The sequence below is a fragment of the Streptomyces sp. NRRL F-5122 genome (assembly GCF_001507435.1).
Classification (GTDB): domain Bacteria; phylum Actinomycetota; class Actinomycetes; order Streptomycetales; family Streptomycetaceae; genus Streptomyces; species Streptomyces lannensis.
In genome coordinates, this window is sequence record NZ_LMWH01000037.1 from 77928 (window position 1) to 97407 (window position 19480).

The 19480-nt window shown below is 72.5% G+C and carries 20 protein-coding genes; 14 read left to right on the plus strand and 6 right to left on the minus strand.

Features of this window, described 5'->3' with window-relative positions; genetic code table 11:
• Positions 1-38: 38 nt before the first annotated feature.
• The 3 genes from ADL25_RS06455 to ADL25_RS06465 are packed head-to-tail and all read left to right on the plus strand — an operon-like array spanning position 39 to position 2165.
• On the plus strand, positions 39-494 hold the full coding sequence (locus ADL25_RS06455) for a MarR family winged helix-turn-helix transcriptional regulator (RefSeq protein WP_059126660.1): 456 nt from the start codon (positions 39-41) through the stop codon (positions 492-494).
• Complete coding sequence (locus ADL25_RS06460) at positions 491-1345, plus strand: ABC transporter ATP-binding protein (protein WP_059126661.1); 855 nt, start codon at positions 491-493, stop codon at positions 1343-1345. The genes ADL25_RS06455 and ADL25_RS06460 overlap by 4 nt, the downstream gene beginning before the upstream one ends.
• On the plus strand, positions 1305-2165 hold the full coding sequence (locus ADL25_RS06465) for an ABC transporter permease (RefSeq protein WP_059126662.1): 861 nt from the start codon (positions 1305-1307) through the stop codon (positions 2163-2165). The genes ADL25_RS06460 and ADL25_RS06465 overlap by 41 nt, the downstream gene beginning before the upstream one ends.
• 8 nt (positions 2166-2173) lie before the next feature.
• Here ADL25_RS06465 and ADL25_RS06470 read toward each other — a convergent pair whose 3' ends face one another.
• Positions 2174-2350: a hypothetical protein gene (locus tag ADL25_RS06470; protein WP_234380670.1), complete on the minus strand. Its 177-nt coding sequence runs from the start codon at positions 2348-2350 to the stop codon at positions 2174-2176.
• 587 nt (positions 2351-2937) lie between these two features.
• Between ADL25_RS06470 and ADL25_RS06475 the strand changes: the two genes are divergently transcribed.
• A complete protein-coding gene (locus ADL25_RS06475; protein WP_059126664.1) occupies positions 2938-3687 on the plus strand; it encodes a PP2C family protein-serine/threonine phosphatase in 750 nt (249 codons plus the stop codon).
• Positions 3688-3755: 68 nt separating this feature from the next.
• Here ADL25_RS06475 and ADL25_RS06480 read toward each other — a convergent pair whose 3' ends face one another.
• Positions 3756-4163 carry a CoA-binding protein gene (locus ADL25_RS06480; protein WP_059126665.1) on the minus strand — a complete coding sequence of 136 codons (408 nt, stop codon included), beginning with the start codon at positions 4161-4163 and terminating at the stop codon, positions 3756-3758.
• Between the two features lie 184 nt (positions 4164-4347).
• On the opposite strand from ADL25_RS06480, the gene ADL25_RS06485 reads away from it, so the two are divergent.
• The 6 genes from ADL25_RS06485 (at position 4348) to ADL25_RS06515 (ending at position 11611) form a co-directional block, all read left to right on the plus strand.
• Complete coding sequence (locus tag ADL25_RS06485) at positions 4348-5031, plus strand: hypothetical protein (RefSeq protein ID WP_059126666.1); 684 nt, start codon at positions 4348-4350, stop codon at positions 5029-5031.
• Positions 5028-5570: a SixA phosphatase family protein gene (locus ADL25_RS06490; protein WP_059126667.1), complete on the plus strand. Its 543-nt coding sequence runs from the start codon at positions 5028-5030 to the stop codon at positions 5568-5570. The genes ADL25_RS06485 and ADL25_RS06490 overlap by 4 nt, the downstream gene beginning before the upstream one ends.
• Positions 5571-5693: 123 nt before the next feature.
• Positions 5694-6677 carry a LysM peptidoglycan-binding domain-containing protein gene (locus ADL25_RS48900; RefSeq protein WP_159044895.1) on the plus strand — a complete coding sequence of 328 codons (984 nt, stop codon included), beginning with the start codon at positions 5694-5696 and terminating at the stop codon, positions 6675-6677.
• A 22-nt stretch (positions 6678-6699) separates the two neighbouring features.
• On the plus strand, positions 6700-7326 hold the full coding sequence (locus ADL25_RS06505) for a YigZ family protein (protein WP_059126670.1): 627 nt from the start codon (positions 6700-6702) through the stop codon (positions 7324-7326).
• A gap of 96 nt (positions 7327-7422) precedes the next feature.
• Positions 7423-8586 (plus strand): exonuclease SbcCD subunit D, encoded by a 1164-nt coding sequence (locus tag ADL25_RS06510; RefSeq protein WP_059126671.1) that lies wholly within the window; start codon positions 7423-7425, stop codon positions 8584-8586.
• A 31-nt stretch (positions 8587-8617) separates the two neighbouring features.
• Entirely contained in the window at positions 8618-11611 is a 2994-nt protein-coding gene (locus ADL25_RS06515; RefSeq protein WP_059126672.1) for an AAA family ATPase, read from the plus strand.
• A gap of 6 nt (positions 11612-11617) precedes the next feature.
• Here the strand turns inward: ADL25_RS06515 and ADL25_RS06520 are convergent, their stop codons facing one another.
• Positions 11618-12064, minus strand: coding sequence for an Lrp/AsnC family transcriptional regulator (locus ADL25_RS06520; RefSeq protein WP_059126673.1), 447 nt, complete (start codon positions 12062-12064; stop codon positions 11618-11620).
• Between the two features lie 123 nt (positions 12065-12187).
• On the opposite strand from ADL25_RS06520, the gene ADL25_RS06525 reads away from it, so the two are divergent.
• The 3 genes from ADL25_RS06525 to ADL25_RS06535 all read left to right on the plus strand — a co-directional run bounded on the left by ADL25_RS06525 (position 12188) and on the right by ADL25_RS06535 (position 14138).
• Positions 12188-12703, plus strand: a complete 516-nt coding sequence (locus ADL25_RS06525) for a rhodanese-like domain-containing protein (RefSeq protein WP_059126674.1) — start codon at positions 12188-12190, stop codon at positions 12701-12703.
• A 72-nt stretch (positions 12704-12775) separates the two neighbouring features.
• Positions 12776-13291: an immunity 21 family protein gene (locus ADL25_RS06530; RefSeq protein WP_059126675.1), complete on the plus strand. Its 516-nt coding sequence runs from the start codon at positions 12776-12778 to the stop codon at positions 13289-13291.
• Between the two features lies 1 nt (position 13292).
• Positions 13293-14138, plus strand: a complete 846-nt coding sequence (locus tag ADL25_RS06535; RefSeq protein ID WP_059126676.1) for an SDR family oxidoreductase — start codon at positions 13293-13295, stop codon at positions 14136-14138.
• 46 nt (positions 14139-14184) lie between these two features.
• Here ADL25_RS06535 and ADL25_RS06540 read toward each other — a convergent pair whose 3' ends face one another.
• Both ADL25_RS06540 and ADL25_RS06545 read right to left on the minus strand, forming a co-directional pair.
• Positions 14185-15879 carry a DUF885 domain-containing protein gene (locus ADL25_RS06540; protein ID WP_059126677.1) on the minus strand — a complete coding sequence of 565 codons (1695 nt, stop codon included), beginning with the start codon at positions 15877-15879 and terminating at the stop codon, positions 14185-14187.
• Between the two features lie 130 nt (positions 15880-16009).
• Entirely contained in the window at positions 16010-16513 is a 504-nt protein-coding gene (locus ADL25_RS06545) for an Lrp/AsnC family transcriptional regulator (RefSeq protein ID WP_059126678.1), read from the minus strand.
• Positions 16514-16573: 60 nt separating this feature from the next.
• Between ADL25_RS06545 and ADL25_RS06550 the strand changes: the two genes are divergently transcribed.
• Positions 16574-17797 carry a trans-sulfuration enzyme family protein gene (locus ADL25_RS06550; protein ID WP_059126679.1) on the plus strand — a complete coding sequence of 408 codons (1224 nt, stop codon included), beginning with the start codon at positions 16574-16576 and terminating at the stop codon, positions 17795-17797.
• A gap of 113 nt (positions 17798-17910) precedes the next feature.
• On the opposite strand, the gene ADL25_RS06555 is transcribed toward ADL25_RS06550, so the two are convergent.
• A complete protein-coding gene (locus ADL25_RS06555) occupies positions 17911-19332 on the minus strand; it encodes a GNAT family N-acetyltransferase (protein WP_234380680.1) in 1422 nt (473 codons plus the stop codon).
• Positions 19333-19480 lie beyond the last annotated feature (148 nt).

Consider the following 19480-nt stretch of genomic DNA (forward strand, 5'->3'; position numbering starts at 1 on the left):
TTCCCCGAATATCTCTGACACAGAGCTAATGTCTGGGTGTGGAATCGGAAAGCCTTCCCGACGACCTGGCCGACGCACTTCTCGGGGTGCAGCGGCTCATCCGGCGGCATCTGCGCCGTGGGATGACCTCGCCACCGCTGCGCGGGGCGGAGGTCGAGCTGCTGCGTCTGGTGGCGGCACGGCCGGGGATGGGCGTGTCGGAGGCCGCCAGGGAGCTGCATCTGGCGGGCAACTCGGTCTCGACGCTCGTCAACCACCTGGTCCGGGACGGCTATCTGATCCGCGAGACCGACCCGGCCGACCGGAGGGCCGCGCGACTGCTGCCCACGGAGGCGGCGGAGGCACGGCTGCGTGACTGGCGTGAGCGGCGCACGGCCCTGGTGCGCCGCCAGGTGGGCCACCTGGACGAGATGGACCGCAAGGCGCTCGAGGCGGCCCTTCCGGCGCTGCGCAAGCTGGCGGAGAACCTGCACGAGGAGGCCGAGGAGACATGACGCGGAACGCGAAGGACGACGGGGGGCCGGCGGTCGACGCCGTCACCTGTGACGGACTGCGCTACTCCTTCGGGGAGACGCAGGCGGTGGACGGCCTCGACCTGTCCGTCCGCGACGGCGAGGTGTTCGGACTGCTCGGCCCCAACGGAGCCGGCAAGACCACGGCCATCCGCTGCATCACCACGCTGCTCCCGGTGCCGGCCGGCAGGATCCGTGTCTTCGGCCACGACGCGACCCGCGAACGCATGGCTGTACGGCGCCTGCTGGGCTATGTGCCGCAGCAGCTCTCGGCCGACGCCGGGCTCACCGGGCGGGAGAACGTCGCCCTGTTCGCCCGTGTCTTCGACGTCTCCCGGCGCGAGCGCGCCCGGCGGGTCGAGCAGGCGCTGGAAGCCGTCGATCTCACCGCCGCGGCCGACCGGCTGGCCAGGACGTACTCCGGCGGCATGGTCCGCAGGCTGGAACTCGCCCAGGCCCTGGTGAGCGCGCCCCGGCTGCTGATGCTCGACGAGCCGACCATCGGCCTCGACCCGATCGCCCGGACCAACGTGTGGGAACACATCAACGCCGTGCGTGCCGCCACCGGCATGACCGTCCTCGTCACGACCCACTACATGGACGAGGCCGACCAGTACTGCGACCGGCTCGCCCTGATGCACCGCGGCCGCGTCCGCGCCCTCGGCACCCCCGACGAGCTGAGGACCGGTCTCAGGGAACGGCTCGGCACCGAAGGCCCGCTGCCGACGCTGGAAGACGTCTTCCGTGACGTCGCCGGCAGCGGACTCGACGATCAGTCAGGAGACTTCCGCGATGTCCGAAGCACCCGCCGCACCGCGTCCCGTGTCGGCTGACCCCGTCCACCTGGCCGACCTCGACCTGCTGGTGGTCCCGCCGCGGGCCCGTACCGGCTGGAAGGTGCTGCCCGCGCGGGTCGCGGCGCTGTGCGCGGTCGAGCTGCAGAAGCTGCGCCACGACCGCACCGAGCTCTACACCCGTGCGATCCAGCCGGCGCTCTGGCTGCTCATCTTCGGTGAGACGTTCACCCGGATCAGGGCGATCCCGACGGGTGGCATCCCGTACCTCGACTACCTGGCCCCCGGCATCATCGCCCAGTCCGCGATGTTCATCGCCATCTTCTACGGCATCATGATCATCTGGGAGCGGGACGCCGGAATCCTGACCAAGCTGCTGGTCACACCGACCCCGCGTTCGGCGCTCATCACGGGCAAGGCCTTCGCGGCCGGGGTCAAGGCGCTGATCCAGGCGATCGTGGTCGTGCTGATCGCCGCGGTGCTCGGGGTCGCGATGACCTGGAACCCGCTGCGGCTGCTCGGCGTGGCGGGGGCCGTGGTGCTCGGCTCGGCCTTCTTCTCCTGCCTGTCGATGACGATCGCGGGCATCGTCCTGACCCGTGACCGGTTGATGGGCATCGGGCAGGCGATCACGATGCCGCTCTTCTTCGGCTCCAACGCCCTGTACCCGGTGTCCGTCATGCCCGGCTGGCTCCAGGCCATCAGCAAGGTCAACCCGCTGAGCTACCAGGTCGACGCCCTGCGCGGACTGCTGCTCGGGACGCCCTCGCATCTGCTGTCCGACTTCGCCGTCCTCCTGGTGGCCGCGGCTCTGGGCATCACCTCCGCCTCGTCGCTGCTGGCGCGGCTGGCCCGCTGACACGGCGGTCACCGCCTCTTCCAGAAGGAGGCCATCAGGTCCGCGAGGGCCCTGATGATCTCGGGACGATCCGCCGCCTCCGCCCGGCGCAGGCTGATGAGGAGCGACAGCAGGATCATGACGACAAAGAGGCCCACGACGTAGAGGAAGAGCTGCGGCGCGGTAGCGGCCACTTGCTCCAGCACGGTCCACACAGTGCCTCCCGGACGTTACCGGCCGCTGCTCCCGGGAGGCTTCGCCACGGTGCGAAGGCCTCGACGGAGGCAGGCGGACACCTGTCATCTCGCAGCGCCCGCCGGCTGCGGACCTGGCGGCACGGTCCCGGGAGGGAGGGCGGACCCCAGCGAGTAGGCCTTCCTCCACCCGGTCGGCATGGTGTGGCGCTCGTGGTCGAGCGGTTCGGCGCCACTGCCGTGTGTCCTGTCCCGCGAGTCCGGCGGGGACGGCGTCTTCGAGTCCGGCGAGTTCGGCGACCTGTACGGCCCCGTCTCGTCGACGCTGGCGGTGCCGGGGCAGACTCCTCGTCGCCGCCTGACCAGTAGCTTCGCGATATCGACCATAACCGCGCGAGCAACCCGAACACGCGTGACCCGCACATTCGTTCACCCGTTAGGTCGTGGGACGGCCTTCCACCCGTGCATGCCGCGCGGGTGCCGAACGGGCCGCACCGGCCGGTGGGGGCGGACCCGGCAGCCGAAGGGACCGGTTCTTAGACTGGGAACGGAGGCCCGGCTTCCGAAGCTCTGTCCGGTACGGGAAGGCGGTGGCGCCGATGCCCTACGTGAGTGTGAGCGCGCTGAGTCATCCGGGGCTGCTGCGCGAGCGGAACGAGGACAGTCTTGTCGTCGGACCGTGGACCCTGTGCGCCACGGTGACCGAGAATCCGCAGACCCTGCTCTTTCCGCCGGGGACGCCGCTCGTCGTCGCCGTCGCGGACGGGCTCGGCGGGCACCCCGGCGGCGATGTGGCCAGTGCCCTGGTGGCGCGCCGGCTCGCATCGGTCGGCGCCGGCCTTACGGACGAGGACGCCGTCCGCGACGCCCTGGACGCCTGCAACCGCGCCGTGTTCGAGGCGTCCGGCGGCGACGAGGCGACCGTGCTCGCCGCCATGGGGACGACCGTCGCCGGCATCGTCGTACAGCCCGACTCGCTCCTGGTCTTCAACGTGGGCGACAGCCGCGTCTTCCTCGCCTCCCACGAAGGGCTGCACCAGGTCAGCGTGGACGACAGCCCACCGGTCGAGCCCGGGCAGCGCACCACGTCCCTGGTCACCCAGTGCCTGGGCGGCAGCCTCACCCACCGCGCCGTCCGGCCTCATGTGGCCACCGCGACCCTGTCGCCCGGCGACCGCTACCTCATCTGCACCGACGGTGTGACCGACCCGCTGACCACGGAGGTCATCGAGGACGTGATGAGCGAGCAGGACGACTGCCGGGCGGCCTTCGAGCTGTGGAAGGCCGCCATCGCGGCGGGCGGCCCCGACAACATCACACTGGCGGTCGTACGCATGACGGAGGACTAGGGGGCTGCCGTTCGGATCAGGTCGGCCGGGAGAGACCGCGCCTCTCGGTCGGCACGGTCCAAACGGTCCTAGGCGAGATTGCCGATCTCGATCGCCGGGCAGTGGTCCATGACCATCTCCAGGCCGGCCGCCCGGGTGCGGTCGTACGCCTTCTCGTCGACGACGCCCAGCTGGTACCAGACGGCCTTGGCGCCGATCGCGACGGCCTCGTCGGCGACCGGCCCCGCCAGATCGCTGTTGACGAAGACGTCGACCACGTCGACCGGGAACGGGATGGCGTCCAGTGAGGGGTAGCCCTGCTCGCCGTGTACCGTCTCGGCCTTCGGGTGGACCGGCACGATGCGCTTGCCGAAGCGCTGGAGGACGGCGGCGACCCGGTAGGCGGGACGGTCCTGGTTCGTGGACAGGCCCACGACGGCCCAGGTGTCGCCCAGCTCGGTGAGGATCTTGCGGATCGTTGCTGAGTCGCCGTACACGGCCGGTCTCCTTCGACGTCCCCGGTGCGGCAGTTCCGCCCCGGCTGCTGTGGGGGCAACAGCGAGCCGGACACCGGGATTCCCCCGGAACCGCGGGACATCGGCTCGTGATCCGAGGGCTGTGTGTGTCCGGAAAGCCGCCCGCTTCCCCGCGCCGGGACGCTCGCGCGCCTACGCTCGCTGCGTGCTCCGAATCTTCGACGCCCGCAGCGGCGAGCCCATCGACGTCCGTCCGGGTCTCGTGCGCGTCCACGCGCATGTCACCGCCGCCGACACCTCGGCCCTGCGGGTCCTGCTGACGGCCGACGTGCTGGCCCGGGCCCTGGAGATGGGCGGAACACCCGTCGTCACGGTCGCCGCCCCGACGCCCGCGCTCCGGGCACGCGCCGACGAACTCGGTATCCGGCCCGCGGAGCCGGACGCCCCGGGGGTCGGACGGGTGCTGCACGTCGTCGGGGAGCAGGACACCGCACCCGACGGGGTGCGTGTCGAGGTCGCCCCGGTGACCGGCCCCGCCGGTACCGCCGCCCCCGCGTCGGCCGTACGCCTCGCCCTGCTCGCTCAGGGGCGCCGGCAGCCCGTCGACCTCGGCGCGGCGGCGCTGTCCGAGGCACGGGACACACTCGACCGCTGGCGCGCGGCCGTCGCCAGCTGGGCGACGCGCCCCTCAAGGCCCGTCCCTGAAGAGGTGCGGGAGGGGCTGCGCACCGCCTGGGAGGACGATCTCGACGTGCCGGCCGTGCTGGCGACGCTGCGCCGTGTGGAGGCCGCCGACGACATGCCGGACGGGGCACGCTTCGAGGCCTACGCCTACGCCGACCGATTGCTCGGTCTGGAACTGACCCGGGAGATCGGGGCCTCGGCATGATCACCCGGTCCCCGGCCGGCCCGCTGCACCGACTCGTGGTGCTCCGGCACGCCAAGTCCGCCTGGCCCGCCGGGGTACCCGACCACGAGCGGCCGCTCGCCCCGCGCGGCCGCCGCGACGCGCCGGCGGCCGGACGCGCGCTCGCCGAGTCCGACTGGCTGCCCGATCTCGTCCTGTGCTCGACGGCCGTCCGCGCCCGCCAGACCTGGGAGCTGGCCTCGGCCCAGTGGGGCACCCCGCCACCCGTGCGGCTCGGCCCGCAGCTGTACGCCGCCGACGTGCCCGAGTTGCTGGAAAGCGTGCACCACGCGCCCACCGGGGTGCGGACACTGCTGCTGATCGGCCACAACCCGGGTCTCACGGACCTGATCCTCGAACTGGCCGGGGACGGCCTCGGTGACACCGTGGACCGGGTCAGGGCCAAGTTCCCCACCTCGGGGATCGCGGTCCTCGCCTGGCACGGAGACACCTGGGACTCCCTGGCCGCCGGCACGGCACTCCTGACGGACGTGATCGTGCCGCGAGGCAGGAAGGAGTAGGGGCACTGCGAGCGGCACGGGTGACGCCACTCCTCCGGGCTACCTCTGAAGGCCGTCAGCCACTCGAATCACATATCGTCACGAAAGAGTGACATTCCGAGCATGCAGGCCTGGAGGTGGAGTATGCGACGCGATCCGTCCCGCGAACCCCCCGCCCAGCGAATAGGCCCCGGCGTACGAATCGCCCTGGCGGCCGCCACCGGCATGGCAGTGGCGGCAGGCGCCATGACCCTGATGCCGAGCTCCTCGACCGTCGCCAACAGCCCGGCACCCCTGGCGTCATCGGCCGTGGAGCCCCCCGGTCATCCGGACTCGCCGTCGCAGGGGTACGCCGACGCGCCGCCGGGGGACAACGACCGGTCACAGGAGAAGTCGTCGATGCCCACGGCCTATGCGCAGCCGCCCGGCTATCCGGTCGTCCCGCCACCCGCGTATGCGCTGCCGCCGGGGTATCCGAGCGCCCCCGCAACGGCCTACGCCCTGCCGCCGGGGTACGCGGCCGTCCCGCCGCCGGTCTATGTGGTGCCGCCCGGGTATCCGGTCGTCGTGGCACCGGGTTACGCGCTGCCGCCCGGATATCCGAACGTCTCCGCACCGACCGGTGCGGCGCCCCAGGAACACCCGCCCACCCGCGACGGCACCGGGTCGGCTCCTTCGTTGGCCCAGGAGTCGATGGCGTCCGCGCCGCTCACGGCGAGCGGTCCGGTGGCCCCGACGGCGTCGGGGGCGCCCGCGGTGCCCTCGCCGGGCCCGCAGGACGGCAGCGCACCGCCGTCGCCGCATCCCGCCACGAGCGCGCCGAGCGCGTTCCCCAGCGGTCCGCCGGCCTCGTCGCCCTCCTCGGTTCCTCCCTCGCAGTCCCCTTCGCTTCCCGCTCCGTCCACCATGGCGCAGACCGGGCGGCCCACGACCACGCACAGGGTCGCGAGCGGAGAGACGCTGTGGAGCCTCGCCGCCCGGTACCTCGGCGATCCGGGGAAATGGGAGGAGATCCATGAGGCGAACCGATCGGTGCTCGAGAACTCCGTGAAGGCCCGTCCCGGTACCTCCGTGTCCGGGGCGTACCTCCTCCCGGACACCGGCCTCACCCTCCCCGCGACCTCCTGATCGCGCCGCATACGCTGGTCCGATGCAGGACGAGTACCACACGGTCGCCCGCGTGGGCGTACACGAGACCGAGATCAACCGCTCCCGGTTCCTGTGTGCCCTGGCCCCGGCCGCCAGTGAGCAGGAGGCCCAGGACTTCATCGCCGCCGTCCGCAGGGAACACGCCGACGCCAGCCACAACTGCTACGCGTACGTCATCGGCGCCGACGCCGCGGTGCAGAAGTCGAGCGACGATGGTGAACCCGGCGGCACCGCAGGCGTGCCCATGCTCCAGATGCTGCTGCGCCGCGACATGCGCTACGTCGTCGCCGTCGTCACCCGGTACTACGGCGGCGTGAAACTGGGCGCCGGTGGACTCATCAGGGCGTACGGGGGTGCCGTGGGGGAGGCCCTGGACACGGTCGGGACGATCACCCGCCGCCGCTTCCGGCTCGCCACGGTGACGGTCGACCACCAGCGGGCGGGCAAGGTGGAGAACGACCTGCGGTCGACCGGACGTGCGGTGCGGGACGTGCGGTACGGGGAGGCCGTCACGATCGAGATCGGTCTGCCGGACTCCGAGGTGGAGGGCTTCCGCGCGTGGCTGGCCGACGTCACCGCGGGCACGGCCGGGTTCGAAACGGGCGGAGAGGCCTACGGGGACGCATGACGGACGGACGGGGACGTCCGAGGGCAGTCGGCCCCGAGGGGCTGAAACGGGAGTAACCGCCCGTGGTGTCGGACCCGCCCGTTAGTCTCGGGGATCATGAGACTGCTGCACACTTCCGACTGGCATCTGGGCCGGGCGTTCCATCGGGTGAACATGCTCGACGCTCAGGCCGAGTTCGTCCGCCACGTCGTCACCACCGTGCGCGAACGCGGTGTGGACGCGGTGGTCGTGTCGGGAGACGTGTACGACCGTGCGGTGCCGCCGCTCGCCGCCGTCGAGCTGTTCGACGACGCCCTGCACCGGCTCGCCGACCTCGGCGTGCCCACGATGATGATCTCCGGCAACCACGACTCGGCGCGCCGACTCGGCGTCGGCGCGGGACTCATCGGGCGTGCGGGCATCCATCTGCGGACGGATCCCGCGGCCTGCGGGACGCCGGTCGTGCTGTCCGACGCCCACGGGGACGTGGCCTTCTACGGCCTTCCCTACCTCGAACCGGCCCTGGTCAAGGACGAGTTCATGGTGGAGCAGGCGGGCCACGAAGCGGTGCTGACGGCCGCGATGGACCGGGTGCGGGCCGATCTCGCCACGCGCGCGCCGGGCACTCGCTCCGTCGTCCTCGCCCATGTGTTCGTCACCGGCGGAGAGCCCAGCGACAGCGAGCGGGACATCACGGTCGGCGGTGTCGCGGCGGTCCCCGCCGGTGTCTTCGACGGCGTGGACTACGTGGCGCTCGGACATCTCCACGGCAGCCAGACCATCGCTGAGCGGATCCGCTACTCCGGCTCCCCCTTGGCGTACTCCTTCTCGGAGGTCGGTCACCGCAAGAGCATGTGGCTCGTCGACCTCGGAGCCGACGGCTCGGTCACGGCGGAGCGCCTCGACTGCCCGGTGCCGCGCCCCCTCGCGCGGATCCGGGGCCGTCTGGAGGGCCTGCTCGAGGATCCGGAGCTGGCGCGCCACGAACAGGCGTGGGTGGAGGCCACCCTCACCGATCCGGTCCGGCCAGCCGAGCCCATGGCCCGGCTGGCCGAGCGCTTCCCGCACACGCTCAGCCTCGTCTTCGAACCGGAGCGCGCCCCCGAGGAGCTTGGGGTGTCCTACGCCCGCCGGCTCGAGGGCCGCTCCGACCAGGAGATCGCGGAGGACTTCGTCGCGCATGTACGCGGCTCGGCGCCCGACGAGCGGGAACGGCTCGTGCTCCAGGACGCGTTCGACGCGGCGCGCGCCGACGCAGCGGTCCGGGAGGTCGCCCGGTGACCGTGCGCCCGCCCGACACGAAGGGAGCCCAGTGAGGCTGCACCGGCTCGACATCACCGCCTTCGGACCCTTCGCCGGGACCCAGCGAGTCGACTTCGACGAGCTCTCCGCCGCCGGTCTGTTCCTGCTCCACGGACCGACGGGCGCCGGCAAGACGTCCGTCCTGGACGCCGTGTGCTACGCCCTGTACGGGGCCGTGCCCGGCGCCCGGCAGAGCGGCCAGGGCGTGACCCTGCGCAGCGACCATGCGGCCCCGGAGACGCGCACCGGGATCAGGCTCGAACTCACTGTCGCCGGACGCCGGTTGGAGGTCACCCGGCAACCGCCGTGGGAGCGCCCCAAGAAGCGCGGCACCGGTACGACGACCGACAAGGCCCAGACCTGGCTGCGCGAGTACGACACGGCGGCCGGTGCCTGGAAGGACCTCAGCCGCTCCCACCAGGAGATCGGTGAGGAGATCACCCAGCTGCTCGGCATGAGCCGGGAGCAGTTCTGCCAGGTCGTACTGTTGCCGCAGGGCGACTTCGCCCGTTTTCTGCGCGCCGACGCCGAGGCCCGCGGCAAACTGCTCGGGCGTCTCTTCGACACCCACCGCTTCGCCGAGGTCGAAAAGCGCCTCGCCGAGCGGCGCAGGGCGACCGAGTCCGAGGTGCGGGACGGTGACGCCGTACTGCTGGCGGACGCCCACCGGATGCAGCAGGCGGCCGGTGACGCCCTGCCCCTGCCGGAGCTCGCCCCGGGCGAGCCCGGGCTCGCCGACGCCGTTCTCGGCTGGGCCGCGGTCGCCCGCAGCACCGCCCGCGAGCGGCTCACCCATGCACACTGCGCCCGCACCGCCGCAGAGTCGCTGCGGGCCGAGGCCGAGGGACTGCTCGGCGGCACACGCGAACGGGCCCGGCTCCAGCGCATGTTCGCCGAGGCCCGGGAGCGGGCCGCACTGCTCGAGGAGCGGTCCGGCCTGCGCAGCGAGGCACAGGCGCGCCTCGAGCGCTCCCGCAAGGCCGAGAGGGTGGCGCCCGCCCTCGACCTGCGCGAGACCGCGGAGGCGGAGCACCGGCAGGCCGCCATCGACGAGGCACGCGCGCGTACGCGGCTGCCCGGGACGTTCGCCCAGGACGGGGCGGCGGGTCTCGCCGCCGCGGCCCGCCGGGTCGCCGAGGAGCTCGGCGGACTCGAGTCGGCCCGCCGTGCCGAACAGCGTCTGGCCGGACTCGCCGCGGAGCGTGCGGATCTGGAGCGTGAGGAGCGTGCCGACGAGACGGTCCTGCAGGATGCCGAGGAGTGGCTGGCGGGGTGGGAGGAGACCCGGGCGGATCTGCAGGCCCGGATCGACGCGGCACAGCAGGACGCCGCCCGGGCCGAGCAGTTCGCGGTGCAGCGCGAGCCCGCGCAGCGCCGGCTGAGGGCGGCACGTCAGCGCGACGAGTTGGCCCGGGACACCGACGCGGCCCAGGCCCGTACCCTCGCCTCCCGCGAACGTGCGCTGAAGAGCCGCGAACACTGGCTCGACCTGAAGGAACAGCGGCTCAAGGGCATCGCCGCCGAACTCGCGGCGGGGCTCGTCGACGGCGAGCCCTGCACGGTGTGCGGGGCCGTCGAACACCCCGCGCCCGCGCAGAGGGTGGCCAGACACGTCGACCGTGATGCGGAGGAGCGGGCCCTCGCCGCTCACCGTGACGCCGACGAACAGCGCGCCGAGGACGAGCGGCGGCTCGGCCTCGTCCGGGAGGCGCTCGCCGCGGCGACGGCCGAGGCCGGGGATGCCCCCACGTCCCTGCTGGCCGAGGAGTGGGAGGAACTGGAGCGGCTCTACGGCACCGCGCGCGCCGGCGCCGCACGACTCCACTCCGCGCGGGAGGAGTCGAGGCGGAACGAGCACGAGTGGGAGCGGCGCACGGCGGACCGGCAGCAGGCCGCGCTGCGCGGGGCGGCCCGTATCTCCCGCAGGGACGCCCTGGACCGCGAACAGGCTTCGCTGGAGGAGGAGTTGCTGCGCGCCCGGGGTGACGCGGCCAGTGTCTCGGCGCGCTCTGCGCAACTGGAGCGCAGGGCCGCGCTTCTTGCCGACGCCGCCGACGCCGCCCGCGCCGCGGAGGACGCCGCTCAGCGGCTGAAGGACGCCGACGCGCGCCTCGCCGACGCGGCGTTCCGCGCCGGGTTCGACACCCCCCGGGCGGCGGCCGAGGCGCTCCTCGGCGACGAGGCGCATCGCGAGCTGCAGCGGCGGCTCGACGCCTGGCAGCAGGAAGAGGCCGCCGTGCGCGCGGTGCTCACCGACGCCGACACCGTGGCGGCCGCGCAGCAGCCGCCCGCGGACCTCGAAGCCGTCGAACGGGCCGCCGAAGCGGCTGTCCGGCGGCTCCAGGAGGCGGTCTCCGCCCAGGACGCCGCGGCCCGCCGCTGCACCGAACTCGACCGGCTGTCCGTGCGTGCGGGCGTGGCCGTCCGCCGGCTGGCGCCCCTGCGCGAGGAGTACGACCGGGTGGCCGGGCTGGCCTCGCTGGCGTCGGGCACCTCCGCCGACAACGAACGGAAGATGCGCCTGGAGTCGTATGTGCTCGCCGCCCGTCTCGAACAGGTGGCGGCCGCCGCGACCGTGCGACTGCAGCGCATGTCCTCGGGCCGCTACACGCTGGTGCACTCGGACGACCGCTCGGGCCGCGGCCGCAGTGGCCTCGGCCTGCACGTCGTCGACGCATGGACCGGGCGGGAGCGGGACACGGCGACCCTCTCCGGCGGGGAGACGTTCTTCGCGTCCCTGGCGCTCGCCCTCGGGCTCGCGGACGTCGTCACCGACGAGGCCGGTGGTGTCCGCCTCGACACACTGTTCATCGACGAGGGATTCGGCAGCCTCGACGACCAGACCCTGGACGAGGTCCTCGACGTCCTCGACTCGCTTCGGGAACGGGACCGCAGCGTGGGCATCGTCAGCCATGTCGCGGACCTGCGGCGCCGTGTCCACGCCCAGTTGGAGGTCGTCAAGGGCAGGACGGGTTCGGTCCTGCGGCAGCGGGGCGCCGGCTGAGACGGCTCAGCGGCCGAGGGGACGACGGGGGAGGGGCGACGAGTAGACGACGCTCGTCGTCACGGATCCCAGTGTGCCGATCCTGCCGGACACCTCCTCCAGATGCCTCATCGAGCGCGCCGCGACCTTGATGACGAAGCAGTCGTCGCCCGTGACGTGGTGTGCCTCCAGGATCTCGGGCGTCGCGCCGACCAGGTCGTGGAACGGCTTGTAGTTGCCGTTCGGGTACCGCAGCCGTACGAAGGCCATGATCGGCAGTCCGAGCCGCTCGGGGTCGACGACCGCCGCGTACCCCTGGATGACTCCGGCCTCCTCCAGCCTGCGGACCCGCTCGGTCACCGCGCTCGGGGACATGGCCACGGCGCGGGCCAACTCGGCGTAGCTGACGCGCCCTTCGCGCTGAAGGACGTCGAGAATCCGCCAGTCGGTGGCGTCCGGTGAATACGCGGTCATTTTCGAGAGATAACAGAGAGATCCCCGGCCGATCAAGAGGTGTGCCGTGGATCGCACCTTCAGGACGCCGAAGGGCGACCGTAGATTTCGGGTCATCGAGACACCTCTCTGAAAGGGCCCGACGTGAGCGACACCTCGACCCTCGCCGACCCCGTCCTGCGCATCCCGCCCGCCGCCCCTGCGGTGGCCGCCGCCCACTTCCGGGCGAGCCTCGCCTTCCACACCGACGTGTCCGACGTCGCCTCCGCGCTGGCGACCGGGGACCCGGGATTCGTCCTCCTCGACTCGCGGTCCACCGCGGCCTGGGACCAGGGCCACATCCCGGGTGCGCTCCACCTGCCCACGGCCCTTGTTCCGGAGCAGGCCGAGCGGCTGCTCGACAAGTCCGTCCCGGTCGTCACCTATTGCTGGGGTCCCGGCTGCAACGGTGCGGCCCGTGCGGCCCTTGCGCTCGCCGAGCTCGGGTTCTCGGTCAAGGAGATGCTCGGCGGCTTCGAGTACTGGGCGCGCGAGGGCCTGGAGTTCGAGACCCGGGAGGGCCGAGGGCGTCGCTCCGCCGACTCTCTCTCGGGCTTGACCGGTGCTCGTGCGGCAGACCAACCTCCCACGCCTGCACAGCAGTTGGACTGCGGCTGCTGACGTTCCGCGGCCGATATTCCCACCCTGCGGAAGCGGTGCCTCCGCTGCGCCGGGTGCGTGTAGCTTCTGAGCATGGTCAGTCATACGGATCAAGGTGCGGTCGCGTGGGTCGAGTCGGGCGGCGGGCCGCTCATCGCGATACCGGAGGTGGTGCTGCCGTTCTGGGCGGGCGCCGACGGCGACGAGACGTCCTCCGACTACGACCGGGCCTGTGAGATCGAGGGATACATCGGGCTGGTGCCGGTCGGGGACACCCGCGCCCTGGTCCTGGGCGACGAGCCCGCCTCCACCGCCTTTCTGGCGGAGTTCGGCACATTCGTACGCTGGTGCGCCGCGGACTCCGAGGCCGCGCTGCTCGACCGCGTCCCCGAGGCGCTGCGTACCGCGCAGTGGGAGCCGGAGGTGCAGTGGGACGTCCCGGGCGACGTGGTGCTGTTCGACGCGGCCTGGCCGGGTCACGAGTCCACACGCACGGAACATCTTCGGGTGGCGCTCGAACCGGGGCGGTACACGGTGCGGGCGGCGTACGTGGAGCCGGGCCCCGAGATCTGGATGGGTCTCGTCCAGGTCCGCCGGACGGGCGGCTGACGTGCCACGGCTCCCGTCCCCCACAGTCGAGGAACTCCGCCGCGACCCCCTGCCCCTGCGCGGCAGGACCGCCCTCGTGACCGGCGCCGGCCGGCGCGGAGGCATCGGTTACGCGGTGGCCCGGCGGCTGGCCGCCTACGGCGCCGGCGTCTATCTGCACCACCATGTGCCGCACGACGCGGCGATGCCCTGGGGCGCCGACCGTCCCGAGGAGGTGGTCGCCGCAGTGCGCGCGGCCCTCGGTGACCCGGACGCCCCGGTCGTCGACGGACCGGCCGACCTGTCCGACCCCTCCGCCCCCGCCGAACTGATCGCGACGGCCGCCGGGGCGCTGGGCGGACGACTGGACATCCTCGTCGCCAACCACGCGCTCAGCGGCAGCGACGGGACACTCGACACCGTCGACGCCGCCATGCTGGACGCCCACTGGGCGGTGGACACCCGCTCCGTCCTGTTCCTGGTCCAGGCGTACGCCCGACTGCGCGCGGCGACCCCCGCGGGGGGAGCGGGCGGTCGGGTGGTGATGATGACCTCCGGGCAGGACATCGCGGGCGGTATGCCCGAGGAGATCGCCTATGCCCTGCAGAAGGGTGCCCTCGCCTCGATCACGCGCTCGCTCGCGACCGCCCTCGCAGAGCGGGGCGTCACCGTCAACACGGTCAACCCCGGCCCCGTGGACACGGACTATCTGACCGGCGATGCGTACGAGACCGTCGCCGCCCGGTTCCCGGCCGGACACTGGGGCATGCCGGACGACCCCGCCCGCCTCATCGCCTGGCTCGCCACGGACGAGGCCGCCTGGATCACCGGGCAGGTCATCGACTCGGAGGGCGGTTTCCGCCGGTGACGGCCGGACCCGGAGGCGACGCCCCGGGACCGGCCGCCCGTCCGGCTCAGAGCCGCGACAGTTCGTCCACCAGGTCGTCCAGGCCCAGCGAACCCTGCGAGAGCGCCGCCATGTGCCAGGCCTTCGCGTCGAACGCGTCGCCGTGGCGCTTCCGGGCGTTCTCCCGGCCCAGCAGCCAGGCCCGCTCGCCCAGCTTGTAGCCGATCGCCTGGCCTGGCATCGACAGATAGCGGACCAGCTCGCTCTCCACGAAGTCCGCGGGACGGCTGGAGTGGGAGCCGAAGAACTCCTGCGCCAGCGCGGCCGTCCAGCGCTCACCCGGGTGGAACGGCGAGTCGCCCGGGATCTCCAGCTCCAGATGCATGCCGATGTCGATGATGACGCGGACCGCACGCATCATCTGGGCGTCGAGATAGCCGAGCCGCTGCTCCGGGTCGGTGAGGAAGCCGAGCTCGTCCATGAGGCGCTCCGCGTACAGGGCCCAGCCCTCGGCGTTGGCGCTGACACCGCCCACGGTCGCCTGGTAGCGGGAGAGGTCCTGCGACACGTGTGCCCACTGGGCCAGTTGCAGATGGTGGCCGGGGACGCCCTCGTGGTACCAGGTCGAGACCAGGTCGTACACCGGGAACCGGGTCTGGCCCATCGTCGGCAGCCAGGTCCGCCCGGGGCGGGAGAAGTCGGCGGAGGGCGCCGTGTAGTACGGCGCCGCCGCGCTGCCGGGGGGCGCGATGCAGGACTCCACCCTCCGGACCCGCTCGGCGAGTTCGAAGTGCGTTCCGTCGAGGGCCTCGATCGCCTCGTCCATCAGGCCCTGCAGCCAGTCGCGGACCTCGTCGACGCCCTCGATGTGGGTGCCGTGCTCGTCGAGGTGCGCCAGCGCGACCCAGGGTGTCGCGGCACCGGGGAGGACCTTCTCGGCCTCCTTCTTCATCTCGCCCAGGAGCCGGTGGTACTCGGACCAGCCGTATGCGTACGCCTCGTCGAGGTCAAGGTCCGTGCCGTTGAAGTAGCGCGCCCAGCGGGCGTAGCGCTCGCGGCCGACCGTGTTCGGCGCGCCCTCGACCGTCGGTGCGTAGACGTCGCGCATCCAGTCCCGCAGCTCCACGACGGCCGCGGTCGCCGCACGGGCCGCGTCGTCGAGCTGCGAGCGCAGCGGCTCGGGCCCCTCGGAGGCGAAATCCTCGAACCAGCCGCGGCCCCGGCCGTCCGTGTCGGACCACTCGGTGAGCTGCTCGACGAAGGTCGCGGTCGGGCGCGGTCCGGCGTGCAGCTTGCGCTCGAGCCCCAGGGCGAGGGACTCGCGGTAGCCCGCCAGTGCGGTGGGAACGGCGCGCAGCCGCTCCACGATCGCCGCCCAGTCCTCGTCCGTCGCGGTGGGGGTGATCGTGAAGACGTCACGCACGGAGTGCACGGGACTGTGCAGGTTGCTCACCGTCCTGAGACCCTCGTCGGCCTCGTGCACGGCGAGTTCCGCGGTGAGCCGCTCGCGCAGCAGTCGCGCGCACCGTCGTTCGATGTCGCTGTCCGCGCCCGGGCGGCGCTCCGCCTCGTCGAGCCGGGCGAGGGTCGCCCGTGCCAGCTCGGCGAGCGCCTCCTGGCCCGCGGGCGAGGTGTCGGGCAGCTTGCTCGAACTCTCCTTCACACCGAGGTAGGTACCGGTGACGGGGTCGAGGGCGACGAGGGCGTCGACGTAGGCGTCGGCGACCTCCCGGGGCAGAGGGCTCCTGGTGGTGTCTGACATGCGGACCATCCTGATACGACACCGTGGGGCGCGTCACGGGGATTCCGCGCTCGGCTTAGGGCCTGAAGTTCGGATCAGGTCGGCCGGGAGGGACCGAAGCGTTCGCGTGATGCCGACGTGATCCATGCAGCTAGGGCTGTTCAGTGGGTTTCGGCGGGCTCTGGCCCGGTGGCAGCAGGGGACCGCAGTCCCATTGCTGGAAGATCAGCCGCGTCTCCACCCGGGCCACCTCCCGCCGGGCCGTGAACTCGTCCAGGACCAGCCGCTGGAGATCCGCCATGTCCGCGACCGCGACATGCACGAGGTAGTCGTCGGGGCCGGTGAGGTGGAAGACGGTCCGCGACTCGGGCAACGCCCGGATGCGTTCCACGAAGGGGCCGACAAGCTCCCGCCGATGCGGTCTGACCTGCACCGATAGCAGCGCTTCCAGTCCGCGCCCCAGCTTCGCCGGGTCGAGCCGCAGTTGATGGCCGAGAATGACGCCCGAGCGGCGCAGCCTCGTCACGCGGTCCAGGCAGGTCGAGGGCGCGACGCCGACCTGCGCCGCGAGGTCGCGGTACGTCGTCCGGGCGTCGTTCTGCAACAGCCGCAGAAGATGGAGATCCACCGGGTCCAGTACGACGGATTCGGCCATGTGGCGAACGTAGCACGGGTTTCGGCGCCGTGACCCCGGCCGGTGTTCAGTCTGCCATCCATGGACTCCCGTACTCATGGCACCCACGACGCGCAGGACGGATTCGCGGTGGATTTCCCCGCCCGCCGGGCACTGGCCACCGAGGCCGTGCACGCCGGGCGTGAGGACCTCGCCGAGTTGGGGCTGCACGCCCCGCCCCTCGACTTCTCCACGACCTATCCCTCGCACGACAGCCGTGACGAGGCAGCCCGCATCGACGCGTTCGCGGCCGACGGCGCGGAACCCGACGGGCCGCCCGTGTACGGGCGGCTCGGCAACCCCACCGTCGCCCGCTTCGAGACCGCGGTCGCGCGGCTCGAGGGCACCGGGGGCGCGGTCGCCTTCGCGAGCGGCATGGCCGCGCTCAGTGCCGTCCTGCTCGCCAGGAACACACTGGGGCTGCGCCATGTCGTCGCCGTACGACCGTTGTACGGCTGCAGCGACCATCTGCTGACCGCCGGGCTGCTGGGCAACGAGGTGACCTGGACCGACCCGGCGGGCATCGCCGACTCCCTGCGCCCGGACACCGGCCTCGTCATGGTCGAGTCGCCGGCCAATCCGACGCTCGCGGAGGTCGATCTGCGCGCGATCGCCCACGCCTGCGGCTCGGTTCCGTTGCTGGCGGACAACACCTTCGCGACGCCCGTTCTGCAACGGCCCGCCGCGCTGGGAGCGCGGCTGGTGCTGCACAGCGCCACGAAGTACCTCGGCGGGCACGGTGATGTGATGGGCGGGGTGGTGGCCTGCGACGAGGAGATGGCGAGCCGGCTCCGCCAGATGCGCTTCGCGACGGGTGCGGTGCTCCACCCGCTCGCCGGTTACCTGCTGCTGCGCGGTCTGTCGACGTTGCCGGTGCGGGTCAGGGCCGCGTCGGCGACCGCCGAGGAACTCACCCGCCGGCTCGCCGCCGACCCGCGGGTGGCCCGGGTCCACTACCCGCGCATCGGCGGCGCGATGATCGCCTTCGAGGTGCACGGCGATCCGCACGCGGTGATCGGACGGGTCCGCCTGATCACGCCCGCCGTCAGCCTGGGTAGCGTCGACACCCTCATCCAGCACCCGGCGTCCATCAGCCACCGCATCGTCGACGCGACGGACCGCCGGGACGCCGGGGTGAGCGACCGGCTGCTGCGGTTGTCGGTGGGCCTGGAGGACGTCGAGGACCTGTGGGCCGATCTGGACACGGCGTTGGGGGCGGAGCGGGGTCCGGCCCCGGCGCGGTGGCAGGAGGCCGTGGGCCGGTAGCCGGCTGCGGCGTACGGGTGCCGTCCGCGGCCGCCCGGACCCCGCACGGCGAACGGCCCGGCGGATCGCGCCGGGCCGTTCGGTGGGTCGTGTGCGCCGGGGGCGCGGGACGGTCAGTCGCGTGCGCCCCGCGCACCGTGCGACCCGCCCGCCTCTCCGTACGGCAGACGCGAGGCCACGGGGGTCGCGTCCAGCCGGGCGGTGATGACGAGGGTGCCCTCATCGATCTGGTAGTCGAGGGGCAGTCCGAGACCGCGCATCGCGGCGACCATGCCGGTGTTGGACGCCTGGGTGACCGCGTAGACGTTCTCGCAGCCCGCCTCGACCGCCATCGTCACCAGCCGGCCGAGGAGTTCGGTGCCGATGCCGCGCCGCTGCCAGGCGTCCTCGACGAGCAGCGCGACCTCCGTCTCGTCGCCGTCCCACAGCAGGTGTCCGAGGCCCACGATGCGGCCCGACGTCGTCTGCACCGCGAGGGTCCGGCCGAACCGCGGGCTGAGCAGGTGCCTGAGGTAGCGGTCCGCGTCCCCGACCGGCCCGTGGTAGCGCATGCCGAGCGTGCGCGCCGAGCACCGCTCGTGCATCTCCTTCGCCGCCTGGAGGTCCGAGGCGTCGGCCCGCCGTACGGTGATGGACTTGCCCTCGGGCAGCGTGAGCACGTCCTGGCTGCGGGGGATGCGCGGTCCGAGCCGGGCGTCCAGCTCGACCAGCGCCCGCGCCCGCGCGAACTCCGTGGGCGTGAACGGCAGATACGGCCGCTCCACCGTGATCACCCCTCCCTCCGGCGCGCGCAGCCGCATCACCGTGTCCTCGAGGATTCCCTCGACGGGGACGTCGTCCTCCGCGCGGCCGGAGGCGGGGGAAACGGCAGGCAGCGAGCGGATGGTGCAGCGTCCGAGCAACTGCCGCAACGCCAGTGGGAGTTCGGCCGCGTCCAGCGCGGTGCGTGTGGCCAGTCCCAGTACCCGGGTCGGGGCGTCGACCAGGTCGTGCGCGTCGGCCCGCTCGATCCAGGTGCCGGTACCGCCCGCCGACGCGACGACCCGCGTGATGCCGGTCGCTTCCAGCTCCGCCGGGGCCCGCAGCAGGAACTCGTCGACCGTGCCCTGTGCCAGCGGGTGCGTCTGCAGACTGAGGATGTCGATCCGGAGGGAGGCCAGCGCCGTGCACAGGCTGGCCAGCGAGCCCGGTTCGTCGCGCACCGTCGTCCGCATCCGCCACAGCGCGGTGGAGGTTGCGGCCGTGTCGGTCCCGGACGGCCCGGCCTGCCGCTCCATGGCGGGGGGCCGGGCGCCGGTATCGCTCACGGGCGGTGCATGACCGTGGCGGCGTGCCCACCATGTGTGGAATCCGGCCGTCGCGACCAGGGCCGCCGCGGACAGGCCGAGGAGAGCGGGTCCGTCGGGTCCGTGCCCGACGAGGTTGGCTACCGCGTCGGCGACCGCGACCGCGGTGAACAGGGCGGCGAGCTCGATGACGTCCCGTCGCCAGTGGTGCACGGGGCGGCCGTGCCTGGCTCGCCTCACATCAGACATGTCTGGAGTCATGCAATCACTGTGAAGGAAGGGTGTTGCGTGATCACGAACGTTGTGTGTCTGATGGGTAAAGTATGCTTCTGTCCTTTTTGTTGTTCTCTTGGTCATGGCATGGAACACAGGTCCCCGCGGCAGTGTGTCCGCCCGC

Bases quoted from the DNA above. Each gene is read 5' to 3' on its own strand.
- ADL25_RS06475 (WP_059126664.1), top strand. From the start codon at position 2,938: ATGCCCTACGTGAGTGTGAGCGCGCTGAGTCATCCGGGGCTGCTGCGC.
- ADL25_RS06520 (WP_059126673.1), bottom strand. From the start codon at position 12,064: ATGACCGCGTATTCACCGGACGCCACCGACTGGCGGATTCTCGACGTC.
- ADL25_RS48900 (WP_159044895.1), top strand. From the start codon at position 5,694: ATGCGACGCGATCCGTCCCGCGAACCCCCCGCCCAGCGAATAGGCCCC.
- ADL25_RS06490 (WP_059126667.1), top strand. From the start codon at position 5,028: ATGATCACCCGGTCCCCGGCCGGCCCGCTGCACCGACTCGTGGTGCTC.
- ADL25_RS06505 (WP_059126670.1), top strand. From the start codon at position 6,700: ATGCAGGACGAGTACCACACGGTCGCCCGCGTGGGCGTACACGAGACC.
- ADL25_RS06530 (WP_059126675.1), top strand. From the start codon at position 12,776: ATGGTCAGTCATACGGATCAAGGTGCGGTCGCGTGGGTCGAGTCGGGC.
- ADL25_RS06555 (WP_234380680.1), bottom strand. From the start codon at position 19,332: ATGTCTGATGTGAGGCGAGCCAGGCACGGCCGCCCCGTGCACCACTGG.
- ADL25_RS06545 (WP_059126678.1), bottom strand. From the start codon at position 16,513: ATGGCCGAATCCGTCGTACTGGACCCGGTGGATCTCCATCTTCTGCGG.
- ADL25_RS06540 (WP_059126677.1), bottom strand. From the start codon at position 15,879: ATGTCAGACACCACCAGGAGCCCTCTGCCCCGGGAGGTCGCCGACGCC.
- ADL25_RS06465 (WP_059126662.1), top strand. From the start codon at position 1,305: ATGTCCGAAGCACCCGCCGCACCGCGTCCCGTGTCGGCTGACCCCGTC.
- ADL25_RS06510 (WP_059126671.1), top strand. From the start codon at position 7,423: ATGAGACTGCTGCACACTTCCGACTGGCATCTGGGCCGGGCGTTCCAT.
- ADL25_RS06550 (WP_059126679.1), top strand. From the start codon at position 16,574: ATGGACTCCCGTACTCATGGCACCCACGACGCGCAGGACGGATTCGCG.
- ADL25_RS06460 (WP_059126661.1), top strand. From the start codon at position 491: ATGACGCGGAACGCGAAGGACGACGGGGGGCCGGCGGTCGACGCCGTC.